Consider the following 14485-nt stretch of genomic DNA (forward strand, 5'->3'; position numbering starts at 1 on the left):
CCGCAGTCGGGCCACAAGGGTTCACCTGGGGAGCCCTGGGGCGCGGGCGGGGCACCGTGATCGACTGGCCGGAAATCGCCGTTCGGGGTGTCGTCGCGGAGGCGGATCAGCCGGCCGCGGGGACCACCACGGAGGTGAGGATCAGCCCGTTCCGTACGGCCCACCGGCCCCTCATCGCCGTGAGCGGCACCCCGTCGACCTCCGGACCCGTCCGGTGCAGCTCGACGGCGAACGTCCCGTCCTCCGGCGCGAACCTGACGGTGGCGTCCTCGAAGCCCAACCAGCGCCGGGCGAGCGGGAACCACGCCTTGTAGACCGACTCCTTCGCGCTGAACAGCACCCGGTCCCAGCAGACCCCGGGCCGCTCGTCCGCCCACCGCTCCCGCTCGCCCTGCTCCTCGGGCCGGGCTATCGCGCCGAACACGCCCTCCGGCAGCGGCGCGTGGGGCTCCGCGTCGATGCCCACCGAGGCGACCGCACCCTCGCGCGCGAGCGCGGCGGCCCGGTATCCGTCGCAGTGCGTGATGCTGCCGAGCACCCCGGAAGGCCACAGCGGCTCCCGGTGCTCACCGCTGAGGATCGCCACCGGCGGCAGCCCGAGCTCGGCGAGCGCCTGCCGGGCGCAGTGCCGCACGGTCACGTACTCCCGCCGCCGCTGCTCGACCGCCCGCGCCAGCGCCTCTTCCTCGCCCGGGAACGGCCGCGCGCCGGGAACGTCCCCGTGCGACTCGACGACCACCACTCCCGGCGGCAGCAGCGCCCTCACAGAAATCTCACCTGGATCATGGGGGTCAAGGTACGGCTGGCCGCCCGGCGGCCCCGCTCCGGGGTCACCCGAGGTCAGCCGGGGTCACGCGCGGGCGGCCGGGGTCCGGCCCGGTGCCGGCTCCGGGCGCCGGTGGGAGACTGGGAGCATGGTCGGCGACCTGGACGACGAACTGCGGGCCCGACGGCACGGCGGCAGCGGCCACCGTTCGGTGCCGCACACCGCCGACGCCCAGGTACGGGCCTGGGGCCCCACCCGGGAGGCGTGCCTCGCGGAGGCCGTGCTCGGCATGGTCGAGTGCTTCGCCGAGGTGTCGGGCGTGCGGCCCACCGCCGTGGAGCGGGTGCGGCTCGCGCCGGGCAGCGACGAGGACCTGCTCGTCGGACTGCTCGACGAGTTCGTCTTCCGGCTCGAAGTGACCGGCCGGATCCCGGTGGACGTGGAGGTCGAGACCGCCGAGGAGGACGACGGCGGCCTGGACGTGCGCTCGGCGGTCGCGGAGCTCGACCAGGTCGAGATCATCGGGGCCGTACCGAAGGGCATCTCCTGGCAGGGCCTGCACATCGGGCCGGACCCGTACGGCTGGTCCTGCACGGCGATCGTGGACGTGTGACCGCCCGGCGACCGCCGTGCGGATCAGGGGCGGACCGGCCCCCGGAACCGGTCGGACGGAGGACCCGGCCGGGTGCGCCGGAGCCCTGGCCCCGATGCGCGGTGCGTCACCCCTTGACCACCCCGAGCGGCACCAGCCGCGCCACCCTGCGGCAGAGCCCCGCGCCCTCGCTCGCCGCTACCACCGCGTCCACGTCCTTGTACGCCTCCGGGGTCTCCTCCGTCAGGCCCCGCCAGGACTTCGGACGAGCGGCGATCCCGGCCCGGCGCAGCCTCGCCCGCAGCTCGCCGCCGGTGATCGTGCGCGCGGCCTGATGCCGGCTCATGGTCCGGCCGGCGCCGTGGCAGGTGGAGTGGAACGCGCTCCCGTCCGCCACCCCGGCCAGCACGTACGAGGCCGTGCCGAGCGTTCCCGGGATCAGCACCGGCTGCCCGAACTCCCTGATGTCCCCGGGCAGTTCGGGATGGCCGGGCGGGAATGCGCGGGTCGCGCCCTTGCGGTGCACGCACAGCTGCCGCCGGGCGCCGTCCACCGTGTGGTGCTCGATCTTCGCCAGGTTGTGGGACACGTCGTACACCAGCGAGAGCCGTACGCCGGCCGCCCGCCGGAACACGCCACGCGTCGCGTCCGACAGCAACTGCCGGTTCGCCCGGCCGTAGTTGGCGGCCGCCGCCATCGCGCCGAGGTACGCCCGCCCCTCCGGCGACTCCACCGGCGTGCAGGCCAGCTGCCGGTCCGGCACCGTGATCCCGTACCGCGCCATCGCCCGGTCCATCAGCTTGACGTGATCCGTGCAGATCTGGTGTCCGAGCCCGCGCGACCCGCAGTGGATCATCACGCACACCTGGCCCGCGCTGATCCCGAACGCGGCCGCCGCCGGCTCGTCGTACACCGTCTCGACCCGCTGCACCTCCAGGAAGTGGTTCGCCGAGCCGAGGCTCCCGACCTGCCCGAGCCCGCGCTGCCGCGCCCGCTCGCCGACCTGCGTCACATCCGCGTCGGCGACCGCCCCGCCGTCCTCGCAGCGCAGCAGGTCCCGCTCCTCCCCGTGCCCCCGCTCCACGGCGAACCGCGACCCGCCCCGCAGCAGCCGCTCCAGCTCCCGGTCCCCGTCCAGCCGCCACACCCCGCCGGGCCCGGCGCCCCGCGGGATCGCCCGGTCCAGGCCGTCCATCACGTCGAGCAGTACGGGCCGGAGCGCCGCCTCGTCGCAGTCCGCGGCGAGCAGCCGCACCCCGCACGAGATGTCGAAGCCGACGCCGCCCGGCGACACCACCCCGCCGTCCGCCACGTCGGTGGCGGCGACCCCGCCGATCGGGAAGCCGTACCCCCAGTGGATGTCCGGCATCGCGTACGAGGCGGCCACGATCCCCGGCAGCGTGGCCACCCGCACCACCTGGTCAAGCGACCGTTCGGCGTCCGCGAGCAGCTCCCGGGAGGCGAACACCACTCCGGGCACCCGCATGCCCTCGTGCGGATCGATGCGGTAGCGGAAGGGACGTTCCTCGATCAGGTCCATGGCGACCTCCCCACCCTTCCCACTCTCCCACGTCCGGGACGGACCGGCCGGGAGCGGGCGGGAGCTCCCCTTGCCCTCACGCCGTCGCACGTGGTCGGATGAGCCCCAGCATCGCGTGCCGGTGACGGACAGCGTCAGGCATGGAGGTGCGGAACCGAAGGGACCGCCACTTGTGGCTCCCCATTCTCCCGATTGTCCCGATTCTCCCGCTGCTCCCCGTGCTCCCCGTGGCGACGACCGCGTCGCCGCCCTCAGCAGGCAGCTCCACCAGGCACACGAAGACCTCCGCCGCCGGATCGGCGAGACCAGGGCACGGCTCGGCCGGCCCGGTCCGGCCGACCGCACCCTCCTCGACCACTGCCTGGCCTTCTGCGCCGCACTGACCTCGCACCACCGCGGCGAGGACGACGGCATCTTCCCGCAGCTCCTGCGCGAGCGCCCCGACCTCGCCCCGACGATCGCCAAGCTCGTCGAGGACCACGGCCTGATCTCCTCGATCCTGACCCGGGTGACCGAGCTGGCCGACACGGCGGCCGCCTCGGCCGACCCGGACCTGGAAGCGATCGGCCGCGAGCTCGACGGACTCGCGGCCATCATGGAGTCCCACTTCCGCTACGAGGAGCGCGCGATCGGCGCGGCCCTCGACGCGGTTCAGCCGACGATCGCGACCGGCCCGTCCCACGCGTCCTGGTCGACCGTGATCGTGTAACCGCCGCGCGTCTCCTTGCTGTTGACCAGGTACTGGTGGCCGCGGCTGTGGTCGGTGTACTGGGTGGCGCCCCACGGCCAGTCGGCCGTGGTGGTGTACTGCTTGTCCCACAGCGCGTACCAGAGGTTGCCCGGCAGGTCGGTGCGGTCGGTCGCCGTCGCGACGGCCTTCGCGCTGGAGCTGGTGAAGCCGTAGAAGCCGCCGCGGTAGGTCTTGGCGCGCAGCGTCTTGGTGAAGGACCGCACGTACGTCAGCACGGCGTCGTTGCACGCCTTGTTGGTGATGTCGTACGGCTCCATGTCCAGGAAGACCGGGCTGCCGGGCTTCACGCCGAGCGCCGACGCCTTCGCCACCGCGTCGCCGGCGTCCGTCGCGCCGAGCGACGCCGCCGTGGCGGCCGTGAGCTTCTCGGGGTTGGCGCTGGTCTGGCACGGCGGCTGGGCGCCGACGTAGAGGGGGATGAGCTTCCAGCCCATCGCGTTGACCGACTTCACCCAGGAGGCGGTGAGGTTCGGCTGGGCACAGCCGCGGTTCCTGCCGCCGATGTAGACCGCGGCGCCGCCGTAGAAGCCGTTGCTCTTCCACGCCTTCATCGCCGCCAGGGAAGGGGCCGCGCACGTGTCGAAGGCCCGGCCGGTGAACGTCCGCTGCGCGGGCCACGTCGTGGCCGCCATCGAGGTCTGCGCCAGGGCCACGGCGCCCACGACGGCGATGACGCCTCCGGTCGCCGCGGCGATGTGGCGACGCTTCTTCGACAACCGATGGCCGGCCATGTCCACCCCATTCACATGCTCCGTCCCTCGGAGCAGACCGCACTGTAACGGACGCCGTCCGGGGCGCCGGGACCGGGCCGTTGTCAGTGCTGCCCGATAGCGTCGGAGGTGTTGGAGAAGCGGTTCCTGACAAGGGGGAATGTGATGGCAGAGGGCTGTGTGGACACCGCGCTGAGGGTGGTTCTGACGGACGTCAGCGCGGGTGTGGTGGAGGCCTGGCGGGCGGCGTTCGCCGACACTCCGGGCATCGAGATCCGGCGCGGTTCCATCCTCGACGAGGACGTGGACGCGTGGGTGACGCCGACGAACGCGGCGGGGCGGATGGACGGCGGAGTGGACGCCGCCATCAAGCGGCATCTCGGGGCGGGCATCCAGCTGCGGGTGCGGCGGGCGATCCGGGACCGGTTCGCCGGCAGCATGCCGGTGGGCAGCGCGGTGTGCGTGCCGTCGGGGGCGACCGTCCCGCGCTTCCTGATATCGACGCCGACGATGGTGGCCTCTTCGCAGAACGTCAGCGAGACGCTGAACGTGGCCATGGCCTGCGCGGCGGCCTTCCAGGCCGTGCACCGGCAGAACCGGCGGGCGCCGGGGAGCATCCGCTCGGTGGCGCTCGTCGGCATGGGCGCCCGGACCGGCCGGGTGCCGGCCCGCGTCTGCGCCAACCTGATGTGGACCGGCTACACGCTCTTCCACGACCACTGGTTCGAGGACGACGACGAGCTGCGCGCCATCATCACCACCCAGCTCGCCGGCGTCGACCAGGCGCCGCCCGAGCAGCGGGTCCGGATCATGCCGCCGAAAGGGCATTCCTTTCGCCGCTGATCCCGGCCACTCCGCGGCCGCGCCGACCGGCGCCGCCCCCCAGTCCCCGCTCCACCCTTCACCTCAGCCCACTGGTACGACGACCGGGAGCCCCTCCTCGATGAGCGACGCCACCGCCACGCCTCCGCAGCAGCCCGACGCGCACGACCCGCTCGCCCTCGCCGAACTGTTCACCGGCGGCGGTGAGCCCTGGCTGCCGCTCCTCAAGCCCGTCCTCGAAGCCAGGCCGGACGCCGCCGAGTTCATCGGCCCCGGCCGCAGCCCCCAGGTCGTGCCGGTGCGGGAGCTGACCTTCCAGGCGCTCAAGCCCAACCCGCCGCACAAGTGGAAGGTCGTCGCCTTCGGCCAGAACCCCTATCCGCGGCCGGAGAGCGCCACCGGCATCGCCATGTTCGACAACACCTTCAGCGACTGGAAGGACAGCCAGTTCGGCCGGGTCGTCAGCATCCGCTGCCTGATCAAGGCGGCGGCCATGTGGAAGTACGGCATAGCCAAGAAGACCCCGGTCGGCGAGGTCCGCGCCCTGCTCAAGGAGCGGGACACGGTCCAGCCGCCCGAGTGGTTCCAGGCGATGCTCACCCAGGGCGTGCTGCTCCTGAACGCCTCCCTGACCGCCAGCGCCGACGGCGCCATGGGGACCGACCAGCACACCGCGTTCTGGCGCCCGGTCGCCGAGCGGATCGTGGAGGAGATCCTCCGGGCCAAGCAGGACGCCGAGGACGAGGCGGACCGCGGCGTCGTCTTCGCCTGGTGGGGCGCGCACGCCCGCGGCCTGAAGACGATCGTCCGGCGCCTTGAGAAGAAGTACCCGGGCGTGGAGGTCCGGCACATCGACCACGCCAACCCGGCGGCGCAGGGCGACCTCTTCTGCGAGGGCGACCACCTCGGCACCGTGAACCAGGCGCTGCTGTCGCTCGGCGCCGACGAGATCGACTGGCTCCCGAGCAAGGGCTGGAACCAGCCCGCGCCCGGCGGCGGCGCCGGTACGGATGCGGGCGGCGGGGGCACGGACGACGACGTGGCCGCGCGCATGGGCGCCTTCATCGCCTCGACGATGGAGCTGCACCAGCTGTATCTGGAGCGGCTCACCAGCGTCCGGGACGAGGGGCACGTCCTGCCGCCGGTCACCGGCGTCTTCGACACCCCGCTCATGCCCTTCGAGGAGGCCGTCGCCCCGGTCACGCAGGTGCTCGCCGGACTCGGCCGGCACATCGACCGCTCGCGCGAGTTCGGCAAGCGGCGCGCGGACGAGCAGCCGGGCGGCGCGCTGTCGGCCGACGCCATCGCCGCGCTCTTCCTCTACACCTGCGAGTCCGGCTTCTACCGCAACATCAACGCCGTGCTGCGTTCCGCCGACCGCAGCCGCGTGGTGCCCTACCTGCCGTATCTGCGGCTGCTGTTCGACGCCGTCTCCGCACTGCCCGCCCAGCACCGGCCGCTGTGGCGCGGTGTCGGCCTCGACCTGCGCCGGCAGTACCCCGTCGGGCGGACGGTCACCTGGTGGGGCGTCTCCTCCTGCACCTCCGAGCTGAGCGTCGCCCGCTCCTTCCTCGGCAGTCGCGGCAAGCGGACGCTGTTCGAGGTGACCCCGGCGCGCGCGGTGGGCATCCGCAGCTTCTCCGCGTTCACCGGAGAGGAGGAGTACATCCTCGCCCCGGGCACCCAGCTGGAGGTGACGGACGTGACGACCGAGCGCGGCGGCCTGTGCACGGTGAAGCTGACCGAGGTGGACGCCCCGCTCGTCTCCTGACCGCCGGCGCGGTCGGCGCGGTCTGCGGGGCATTGCCTTCGCTCTCTCTCATTGCAACGCTACGTTGCGTTTGACTCCAGCGTCATTGCATCAATTTACCGGCGTTCACGTGGGTAAACGCCATTTCTGCGATTGACCGAAGTCTGAACGCAACGTAGCGTTCGAGCTGAACTAAACACGTCATGTCGCGAGTTGAGAAGCTGAGGAAGAGCCATGAGTGAATCCCCGCACACCGTCACGACCCCGACGACGCGTCAGCCTGGCTGCCCCTTCGACCCACCGGCCGAGCTGATCGAGGCCCGTCAGCGCGGCCCGGTCAGTCCCTTCACTCACGTCGGCGGCAAGCCCGGCTGGCTCATCACCGGATACGACCTGGTGCGCTCGGTCCTGGCCGATCCGCGGTTCAGCTCGCGCAAGGACCTCCTGAACGTGGTCGACTTCGAGGTCCCGCCGGCGCCGCCCGGCGAGTTCCTCCTCATGGACGACCCGCAGCACAGCCGCTACCGGAAGCCGCTGGTGGGCAGGTTCACCGCACGCCGGATGCGCCTGCTCACCGAGCGCATCGAGCAGATCACCACCGACTGCCTCGACGCCATGGAGGCCGCCGGCCCGTCGGCGGACCTGGTCACCGCTTTCGCCAAGCCCATCCCGACCATCATCATCTGCGAGCTGCTGGGAGTCCCGTACGAGGACCGTGCCTCCTTCCAGGAGCAGATCGACACCTTCATGAGCGGGGAGACCGGTGACGAGGAGCTGATCGCGGCCTACACGGCCACGCAGGAGTACCTCGCCGAACTGGTCGCCGCCAAGCGCGCGCACCCCACCGACGACGTGCTCAGCGAACTCACCGACACCGACCTCACCGACGAGGAGCTGAAGGGGATCAGCCTGATCCTGCTGGCGGCCGGCTTCGACACCACGGCCAACATGCTCTCGCTCGGCACCTTCGCCCTGCTCCAGCACCCCGACCAACTGGCCGCGCTGCGCGCCGATCCCACGCTCATCGACCAGGCCGTGGAAGAGCTGCTGCGCTATCTGAGCGTGGCCAAGACGTTCATGCGGACGGCGCTCGAAGACGTCGAGGTCGGCGGCCGGACCATCGAGGCCGGCACCACCGTCGTCCTCTCCTACAACACCGCCAACCGCGACCCCGAGCGCTTCACCGACCCCCACGTCCTCGACCTCCGGCGCAAGCCCGCCGGCCACCTGGCCTTCGGCCACGGCGTCCACCTGTGCCTGGGCCAGCAGCTCGCCCGCATCGAGATGCGCGTCGCGTTCGCCGCGCTGCTCGACCGCTTCCCCACCCTGCGCCTGGCCGTACCGGCGGAAGAGGTCGTGCTGCGCCCGGAGACCGCGGACATCTACGGGGTCAAGAGCCTCCCGGTGACATGGGACGTGTGACACCGGGAGCTTCCCGCGCCCGACCGGTCAGGCGCAGTTCACGGTCACCTGGCCGCTGCCGCCGTTGCTGGAGAAGCCGATCGTGAACCGGCCGTCCGCGGGCAGCTGCTCGGCCCGGCCGCCGAGCGTGATCACCTGTGAGCCGTCGGCGGCGAGGGATCCTTCGCCCGCGCTGACGGTGACTCCGGCGGGCAGCTGACCGACCGACCAGTCCAGGTCGCCGCCGCCGCTGTTGCGGACCACCAGGGTGTTCGGCCACTGGCCGTTCGCGCAGTACTCCTGGACGCTGGTCGGACGCAGCGACAGCTCCGGTGCGGCGACCGGAACGGCCGTGCTCGACTGCGTCGGCTGTGCCGACCGCGTCGTACGCACCGGCGAGGCACTGCTTCCGTTTCCGGTGCCGGTCCGGGCCGGCGGGGTGGAGGCGACGGGCGTGGGCGAGTCCGTCGCCGTCGCCGAAGCGCTCTCGCTGGGAGCGGGCGCCTGGCTGGCGCTGTCGGAGGAGGCCGACGGGGCGGCGGTGCCGGACGTGCCGGCCGGGGCGGAAGCGGCGGGCGTCGCCGCCTGCGGCAGCGTGGTGGCCGGATCCTGCCCCAACTGCCGGCCCGCGATCGCCCCACCCACGGCGACCACCATGACGCCACCGATGACCAGCATCATGGTCTTCATTTTCTTCTTGGGGCGCTTCTGACGCGCCTTCTTGTCCGGGTGCTCGGTACGCCCGCCCTGCACGATGATGCCGTGCCCCAGCGCGCGGGGGTCGTCTTGCTTGGGTCCGATGGCACGGGGGTCGTCCTGCTTCGGGCCGATCGCCCGGGGGTCGTCCTGCTTGGGCCCGATCGCCCGAGGGTCGTCCTGCTTGGGCCCGATCGCCTGCGCCGAGTCGGGGGAGCCGTGGGCCGTGCGACCTCCCTGGACGATGATGCCGTCGTCCTGGCCCGGAGTCGGGTCGGTGAAGCCGCCGCCGGTGTCCGGGGTGATCCCGTGGGCCGCGTTGTTCTCCGGACGGGGCACCTCAGGCCCACCTCTACCGTCGCTCATGGCGCGAAATCCCCCTGTGGTCGCATGACGGGTGGTCGGAACAGATCTCGCTGCCACGGAAGCGGTCCATGACGACGAGGCTGCTCATACTTAGCTACTTTTCGGCCACAAGGTCCAGCCCTGAGACGTGACGACGACGTCCCGATTCCGTACCAGCATTCGCCCGGCATGCGCGCGGCATCCGCCCGGCACAAGCCCGGCATCCGTCCGGCGCGCCGAGGCGCGCCCGTCGACAGACCGTCACCGGGTCGCCACACTGGGTGCGGAGGTGCATCGATGACCCAAGCCGACGACCGGCCCGGCGGAATGCGGGCCACCGTACGGGAGACGTACGGCCCCGCAGACCTCAGCTCGGCCCCCGTCTTCGCGGGCGGCTTCATCAACTTCGGCTACTGGCGGCCCGAGGACCTCGACGGCACGCCCACCGTGGACGACAGGGTCCGCAGCCAGCAGGACCTCTACCGGCGCGTACTGGACACCGCGAAGCCGCTCGCCGGCGCCCGGCTCCTGGAGGTCGGCTGCGGGCTCGGCGTCGGCTGCGCCCTGGCCCTGGCGGAGTACGGGCCGGCCCTGGTCACCGGCATGGACATCCACCCGCAGCAGCTGGACCGGGCCCGCCGGGCCAACGCGGACGTGCTGGACGCGGACGGGCCCGAGCGGCTGCGTTTCGTGCGAGGGGCCGCCGAGCGGATGCCGTTCGAGGACAGTGAGTTCGACTGCGTCTACAGCGTCGAGGCCGCCCAGCACTTCGACGACCTCGCCCTCTTCGCCGCCGAGGCCGCCCGGGTGCTGCGCCCCGGCGGCCGGGCCGCCGTGACGAGCTTCTTCGCGTCGGATCCCGCGGCCGCCCCCCGGCTGGCCGAGCTGCTCGACACCTTCGCGGAGGGGCTGGACATCGCCCGTCCGCCCACCGAACTGACCGACGCCCTCACCCGGTCGGGGCTGACCGGAGTGCGCTGCGAGTCCATCGGCTCCTCGGTCTGGCCCGGCTGGGACCACTGGCTGTCCGACCAGTGGAAGCCGGGCACCTGGCCGAGGAACTTCCTGCACGCCTGGGAACAGGGCCTCCTCGACTACTACGTGATCACCGCGATCCGCCGCTGAGCCTCAACCGCCGCCCAGGGAGCGCTTCAGTTCGGCCTTGTTCATGTTCGAGCGGCCGTGGATGTTCCGCCGCTGCGCCTCCGCGTACAGCTGGTCGTAGGTCGGTCCCTCCGACCCGCTGTGCGAACGCTGCCCGCCGCGGCGCGAGGACGACGTGTCCTGGGTCGAGCTCTTGCTCGCCTTCTTGGATTCGCCGGACCGGGCGCGTTCCTTGTTCACGGTGCGGGCGGCGATCTCCTTCGCGCGCTCCTTGCTCTCGCCCCGGTCCAGGGCGCTCTCCTTGATGTGCTCGTACTGCCGCTCACGCTTGGCACTCGATCCACGGGGCATGACCACTCCTCTCGTCGTACGCAGGGCCCCTCCCGTCGGCCGCTGCCCCGCCCTCGGCCGTTCATGCGCACTGTTCGCGGAGCCGGTCCGCCGCGCGGGGCCCGCATGGCGCAGCCGATGCCGGGCAGTGGCCGGGTGAGTGCGCGACGCGGATCCACAGGAGGCGCAATGACCTCGCACGACGCAGGAGCACCCGGGGGCGTCGCCCTGTTCGACCTGGACGGCACCCTCGTCGACACCAACTACCTGCACGTCCTCACCTGGTGGCAGGCGCTGCGCCGGCACGGCCACGACGTGCCGATGGTCCGGATCCACCGTGCCGTCGGCATGGGCGCCGACCGGCTCATCGACGAGGTGCTCGGCCCGCACCTCCGACGCGAGGAGGACGAGGCCATCGCCGACGCGCACGGAGCGCTGTACGCGGGGTGGTGGGAGAACCTGCGCCCGTTCGAGGGCGCGGCGGCACTGCTCAGGGCGACGGCGGCCCGCGGCTGGCGGGTCGTGCTCGCGAGCTCCGCGGCGGCGGAGGAGGTGGCCGCCGCCCGCAAGCGCCTCGATGCCGACGACGTCATCGAGGCCGCCACCACGGGGAGCGACGCGGAGGTCACCAAGCCCGCCCCGGACCTCGTGCAGGCCGCTCTGGACGCCGTGGACGCGAAACCGTCGGACGCCGTTTTCATCGGGGACACGGTGTGGGACGTCGAGGCCGCGCGGCGGGCCGGCGTGCCCTGCATCGGCGTGCTGACGGGCGGCGTCCCGCGCGGCGAGCTGGAGGACGCGGGCGCCGTCCTCGTGTACGAGGACGCGCTCACGCTGCTCCGGCAGATCGACGCGAGCCCGCTGTCCCGGCCCCCGGGCTGATCCCTTTCGGCACCGGCACCGGCACCGGCACCGGCATCGGCCACCTGCCCCCGGGGGCTGATCCCTTCCGGCCCGGGTACCCGCACCGGGTACTCGGGCCACCTCGCGGCGGTCGGCCGCGTCGTCCGCCGCCGCCCCTATGCTGAGCCCGTGTCCTCGTCCGCGCGGGATGCCGCGACCACGACGTACATCCGTGCCGGCGTGCCCGGGGCAGTGCCGGTGCTCGGGCATCTGCCCGCCCTGGTGCGGGATCCGGCGGCGTTCCTCGGAGGCCTGTCCGGCTTCGGGGACCTGGTGGAGGTCCGGCGATCTCCGCCGACCCCGGCCGTTTCGATCCGGACCGCTGGCTGCCCGAGCGGGCCGCCGCGCTGCCGCGCCGGGGCTTCGCCGGTTTCGCCAACGGGCCGCGCCAGTGCCTCGGCGCCGACTACGCCCGCGCCGAGGCGGTGATCGCGCTCGCCACCGTGCTGGCCCGCTGGCGGCCGGTCTCCGCGCCCGGGCCGGTGGACGACCGCCCCGCACGGCTGACCACGGTCCTGCGGCCGCACCGGCTGCGACTGCGGATGCTGCGCCGGTAGCAGGCCGGGGACCCTCGCCTCGCGCCGTTCCCGGGGGCGGGACCGCGCCACGTGCGAAGGGATGACCGCACGTGCCTTCCAGGACTCGGGGGCGCGGCGCGCCGACCACAGCCGCCGGCACCCCGGCGCGGGCACGTACGACGCGCGCTCACGCGGCCTGCAGCTTCTTCGCCGCGTCCTTAGACAGGCCGACCCTGACCAGGGCGGCGGCCAGCCGGGCCTGGTCCTTCGGGGCCACGCGCTGACCCAGGCCACGGGGGGTGTGCGGGAGACCGAGGTCCTCCGCCACCTCGCACGCCCGGTCGTCGAAGTACGGGCGCAGCTCCGGCCAGACGGCCTGGGCCTCCCGGCAGAAGATGTCCGCGCCGACCGGGCCGATCCGGGGCACCTCTCGGAGCAGCTCACGCAGCGCGCCCGGGTCGCCGCCGGCCTCCTCCCGCATCCGGCGGAGGTCGCCGTGCCAGCGTTCGAGCACCAGCCGCGCCCCGTCGCCGAGAGCCGTGGCGGTGCTCTCGTCGTACCGTACGTAGTGGGCCCGGCCCAGCGCGTCCACCCGGTCCTGCCAGTCGGAGTCGGCCATCGCCCTGGGGGTGCGGAGTCCGGCCCGGAACAGCTCCCGGGCGGCCTTGGTCGCCGTCTCGGCGCTGATCCGGATCGAGCAGAGCACCGTGAGCACCAGGAGCTGGTACAGCGGCGCGGGCTTGTCGCGCAGCGTGATGCCGGCCTCCTGTGCGTACGTCCGGCCGTGCTCGGCCAGCAGCCTGGACGTGATCGTGTCGCGTGTCATCGCCTGGGCACCTCGCCTTCGTACGCGCCGCAGCGCCGTACGCGCCGTACCCGCCGGACGCGCCGCACGTCGTACGGGCCGCACGTCGTACGCCTCTGCCGTGGCGGCTGCCCCGCATCGTCGCCGTCACACCGGAGCGGTCGCACCGGACGTGTCGGAGGGGAACCGCGGGGGTAGACGCAGGGGCTGAAGAGGAGGAACGACGATGCCCGGACCGCAGACCCTGGCCGAGTACCGGCGGAAACGGGACTTCCGCAAGACCCGTGAGCCCGGTGGCGGCGACGGCGCCGGGTCCGGCGCCGAGCCCGTCTTCGTGGTCCAGATCCATGACGCCAGCACCATGCACTTCGACTTCCGCCTGGAGGTCGACGGCGTGCTCAAGTCCTGGTCGATCCCCAAGGGCCCGTCCGGCGACCCGCACGACAAGCGCCTGGCGATGCCCACCGAGGACCACCCCCTGGAGTACCGCGACTTCGAGGGGACCATCGCCCACGGCGAGTACGGCGCCGGCACGGTGATCATCTGGGACGAGGGCAGCTACGAGAACCGCAGCACCGACAGACGCGGCCACGAGGTCCCGTTCGCCCAGGCGCTCGACGCCGGCCACGCCTCCTTCCGGCTGGCCGGCCACAAGCTGCGCGGCGAGTGGGCGCTCACCCGGTTCCGTACGGGCTCGGGCGGGGAGCGGGAGGCGTGGCTGCTGGTCAGGCACGGCCACACCGCGCACGGCGGCACGCCCGACCCACGGCGCGCGCGTTCGGCGCGCAGCGGACGGACGCTCAAGCAGGTCGCCGCGGAGGACGGGGAGGGGCAAGGGGAGGCCTGAGCGCGCCGGACCGGCTCTCCGCGGCCGGCCGGCCGGAAACCGTGAACGGCGGAGCCCACGGCCCTCGTCACCGAACCCTCGTCACCGAACCCTCGTCACTGAACTCACCGAACCGGCCGGCGGCCGGGCCGGGTTCGGCGCGACCGCGAGGACGGCGGGACGGCTCGGTGACGTCAGCGACCACCGGCGGAGCGGCGCCGACGCCAGCGCGGCGCGGACGGCAGCGGCGACTTCCTCGTACGGGGAGTCCGCGTGCAGGACGAGAACGGCGTATCCGATGCCGGACTCGTGGACCACGCCGGCCCAGGAGGCCGGCAGCTGGGCGATGATCCGCAGGCAGGCCAGTTCAGGAGCGGCCTGCGGTGGTCCGACGAGGCGAAACCCGTGCTGCATGGTCTCTCTCTCCGCCCCACAGCAGACAACTGCGAAGCTGTCAATGGCCTCCTTGGTGAAGTCCTCACGTCTCACGGCGCCCTGATGCCGACCAGGACGCCGTGGCCACCGCGACTATCTTCTCTGCGTGCCCAGTTCACCGCCGGAACGGCGGAAGGCGGACGACGAGGTCTGCCGCGCGGGCACGGGATGCTCGGCCGTCTGAGGGGGCG

At 72.9% G+C, this 14485-nt stretch carries 16 protein-coding genes; 9 read left to right on the top strand and 7 right to left on the bottom strand.

The features are described from left to right. Nucleotides 1–106: 106 nt before the first annotated feature. On the bottom strand, nucleotides 107–766 hold the full coding sequence (locus ACWEJX_RS01885; protein ID WP_451605596.1) for a 4'-phosphopantetheinyl transferase family protein: 660 nt from the start codon (nucleotides 764–766) through the stop codon (nucleotides 107–109). Nucleotides 767–914: 148 nt separating this feature from the next. Here ACWEJX_RS01885 and ACWEJX_RS01890 point away from each other — a divergent pair, with 148 nt between their 5' ends. Then, on the top strand, nucleotides 915–1379 hold the full coding sequence (locus ACWEJX_RS01890) for an archease (RefSeq protein ID WP_451605597.1): 465 nt from the start codon (nucleotides 915–917) through the stop codon (nucleotides 1377–1379). 106 nt (nucleotides 1380–1485) lie between these two features. Here ACWEJX_RS01890 and ACWEJX_RS01895 read toward each other — a convergent pair whose 3' ends face one another. Then, nucleotides 1486–2898 carry an RtcB family protein gene (locus ACWEJX_RS01895; protein ID WP_451605598.1) on the bottom strand — a complete coding sequence of 471 codons (1413 nt, stop codon included), beginning with the start codon at nucleotides 2896–2898 and terminating at the stop codon, nucleotides 1486–1488. 172 nt (nucleotides 2899–3070) lie between these two features. On the opposite strand from ACWEJX_RS01895, the gene ACWEJX_RS01900 reads away from it, so the two are divergent. After that, complete coding sequence (locus tag ACWEJX_RS01900) at nucleotides 3071–3607, top strand: hemerythrin domain-containing protein (RefSeq protein WP_451605599.1); 537 nt, start codon at nucleotides 3071–3073, stop codon at nucleotides 3605–3607. Here ACWEJX_RS01900 and ACWEJX_RS01905 read toward each other — a convergent pair. Then, the gene (locus ACWEJX_RS01905; RefSeq protein ID WP_451605600.1) at nucleotides 3550–4380 is read right to left on the bottom strand and encodes a glycoside hydrolase domain-containing protein; all 831 of its coding nucleotides are present in this window, start codon (nucleotides 4378–4380) and stop codon (nucleotides 3550–3552) included. The two genes, ACWEJX_RS01900 and ACWEJX_RS01905, sit on opposite strands and share 58 nt — an antisense overlap. A 144-nt stretch (nucleotides 4381–4524) precedes the next feature. Here ACWEJX_RS01905 and ACWEJX_RS01910 point away from each other — a divergent pair, with 144 nt between their 5' ends. The 3 genes from ACWEJX_RS01910 to ACWEJX_RS01920 all read left to right on the top strand — a co-directional run bounded on the left by ACWEJX_RS01910 (nucleotide 4525) and on the right by ACWEJX_RS01920 (nucleotide 8353). Further along, the gene (locus tag ACWEJX_RS01910; protein WP_451605601.1) at nucleotides 4525–5202 is read left to right on the top strand and encodes a macro domain-containing protein; all 678 of its coding nucleotides are present in this window, start codon (nucleotides 4525–4527) and stop codon (nucleotides 5200–5202) included. Nucleotides 5203–5302: 100 nt separating this feature from the next. Then, nucleotides 5303–6952 carry an ADP-ribosyltransferase domain-containing protein gene (locus tag ACWEJX_RS01915; protein WP_451605602.1) on the top strand — a complete coding sequence of 550 codons (1650 nt, stop codon included), beginning with the start codon at nucleotides 5303–5305 and terminating at the stop codon, nucleotides 6950–6952. Nucleotides 6953–7165: 213 nt separating this feature from the next. Beyond that, nucleotides 7166–8353, top strand: coding sequence for a cytochrome P450 (locus ACWEJX_RS01920; protein WP_451605603.1), 1188 nt, complete (start codon nucleotides 7166–7168; stop codon nucleotides 8351–8353). A gap of 27 nt (nucleotides 8354–8380) precedes the next feature. Here the strand turns inward: ACWEJX_RS01920 and ACWEJX_RS01925 are convergent, their stop codons facing one another. Further along, complete coding sequence (locus ACWEJX_RS01925) at nucleotides 8381–9367, bottom strand: hypothetical protein (RefSeq protein WP_451605604.1); 987 nt, start codon at nucleotides 9365–9367, stop codon at nucleotides 8381–8383. 303 nt (nucleotides 9368–9670) lie between these two features. Here ACWEJX_RS01925 and ACWEJX_RS01930 point away from each other — a divergent pair, with 303 nt between their 5' ends. Next, a complete protein-coding gene (locus ACWEJX_RS01930) occupies nucleotides 9671–10498 on the top strand; it encodes a class I SAM-dependent methyltransferase (RefSeq protein ID WP_451605605.1) in 828 nt (275 codons plus the stop codon). Between the two features lie 3 nt (nucleotides 10499–10501). On the opposite strand, the gene ACWEJX_RS01935 is transcribed toward ACWEJX_RS01930, so the two are convergent. After that, nucleotides 10502–10828, bottom strand: coding sequence for a plasmid stabilization protein (locus tag ACWEJX_RS01935; protein ID WP_451605606.1), 327 nt, complete (start codon nucleotides 10826–10828; stop codon nucleotides 10502–10504). A gap of 168 nt (nucleotides 10829–10996) precedes the next feature. Here ACWEJX_RS01935 and ACWEJX_RS01940 point away from each other — a divergent pair, with 168 nt between their 5' ends. Further along, the gene (locus tag ACWEJX_RS01940; protein ID WP_451605607.1) at nucleotides 10997–11689 is read left to right on the top strand and encodes an HAD family hydrolase; all 693 of its coding nucleotides are present in this window, start codon (nucleotides 10997–10999) and stop codon (nucleotides 11687–11689) included. A gap of 308 nt (nucleotides 11690–11997) precedes the next feature. Further along, nucleotides 11998–12267 (top strand): cytochrome P450, encoded by a 270-nt coding sequence (locus tag ACWEJX_RS01945; protein ID WP_451605646.1) that lies wholly within the window; start codon nucleotides 11998–12000, stop codon nucleotides 12265–12267. Between the two features lie 148 nt (nucleotides 12268–12415). Here the strand turns inward: ACWEJX_RS01945 and ACWEJX_RS01950 are convergent, their stop codons facing one another. Next, nucleotides 12416–13054, bottom strand: a complete 639-nt coding sequence (locus ACWEJX_RS01950; RefSeq protein ID WP_451605608.1) for an endonuclease — start codon at nucleotides 13052–13054, stop codon at nucleotides 12416–12418. A gap of 205 nt (nucleotides 13055–13259) precedes the next feature. Here ACWEJX_RS01950 and ACWEJX_RS01955 point away from each other — a divergent pair, with 205 nt between their 5' ends. Continuing rightward, the gene (locus ACWEJX_RS01955) at nucleotides 13260–13880 is read left to right on the top strand and encodes a DNA polymerase ligase N-terminal domain-containing protein (RefSeq protein ID WP_451605609.1); all 621 of its coding nucleotides are present in this window, start codon (nucleotides 13260–13262) and stop codon (nucleotides 13878–13880) included. 81 nt (nucleotides 13881–13961) lie between these two features. Here ACWEJX_RS01955 and ACWEJX_RS01960 read toward each other — a convergent pair whose 3' ends face one another. Then, nucleotides 13962–14273, bottom strand: a complete 312-nt coding sequence (locus ACWEJX_RS01960; RefSeq protein ID WP_451605610.1) for a hypothetical protein — start codon at nucleotides 14271–14273, stop codon at nucleotides 13962–13964. Between the last annotated feature and the right edge of the window lie 212 nt (nucleotides 14274–14485).

The sequence above is a fragment of the Streptomyces sp. NPDC004788 genome (assembly GCF_053601115.1).

Bases quoted from the DNA above. Each gene is read 5' to 3' on its own strand.
- ACWEJX_RS01890 (WP_451605597.1), top strand. From the start codon at position 915: ATGGTCGGCGACCTGGACGACGAACTGCGGGCCCGACGGCACGGCGGC.
- ACWEJX_RS01940 (WP_451605607.1), top strand. From the start codon at position 10,997: ATGACCTCGCACGACGCAGGAGCACCCGGGGGCGTCGCCCTGTTCGAC.
- ACWEJX_RS01895 (WP_451605598.1), bottom strand. From the start codon at position 2,898: ATGGACCTGATCGAGGAACGTCCCTTCCGCTACCGCATCGATCCGCAC.
- ACWEJX_RS01950 (WP_451605608.1), bottom strand. From the start codon at position 13,054: ATGACACGCGACACGATCACGTCCAGGCTGCTGGCCGAGCACGGCCGG.
- ACWEJX_RS01935 (WP_451605606.1), bottom strand. From the start codon at position 10,828: ATGCCCCGTGGATCGAGTGCCAAGCGTGAGCGGCAGTACGAGCACATC.
- ACWEJX_RS01955 (WP_451605609.1), top strand. From the start codon at position 13,260: ATGCCCGGACCGCAGACCCTGGCCGAGTACCGGCGGAAACGGGACTTC.
- ACWEJX_RS01960 (WP_451605610.1), bottom strand. From the start codon at position 14,273: ATGCAGCACGGGTTTCGCCTCGTCGGACCACCGCAGGCCGCTCCTGAA.
- ACWEJX_RS01910 (WP_451605601.1), top strand. From the start codon at position 4,525: ATGGCAGAGGGCTGTGTGGACACCGCGCTGAGGGTGGTTCTGACGGAC.
- ACWEJX_RS01905 (WP_451605600.1), bottom strand. From the start codon at position 4,380: ATGGCCGGCCATCGGTTGTCGAAGAAGCGTCGCCACATCGCCGCGGCG.
- ACWEJX_RS01930 (WP_451605605.1), top strand. From the start codon at position 9,671: ATGACCCAAGCCGACGACCGGCCCGGCGGAATGCGGGCCACCGTACGG.
- ACWEJX_RS01915 (WP_451605602.1), top strand. From the start codon at position 5,303: ATGAGCGACGCCACCGCCACGCCTCCGCAGCAGCCCGACGCGCACGAC.
- ACWEJX_RS01920 (WP_451605603.1), top strand. From the start codon at position 7,166: ATGAGTGAATCCCCGCACACCGTCACGACCCCGACGACGCGTCAGCCT.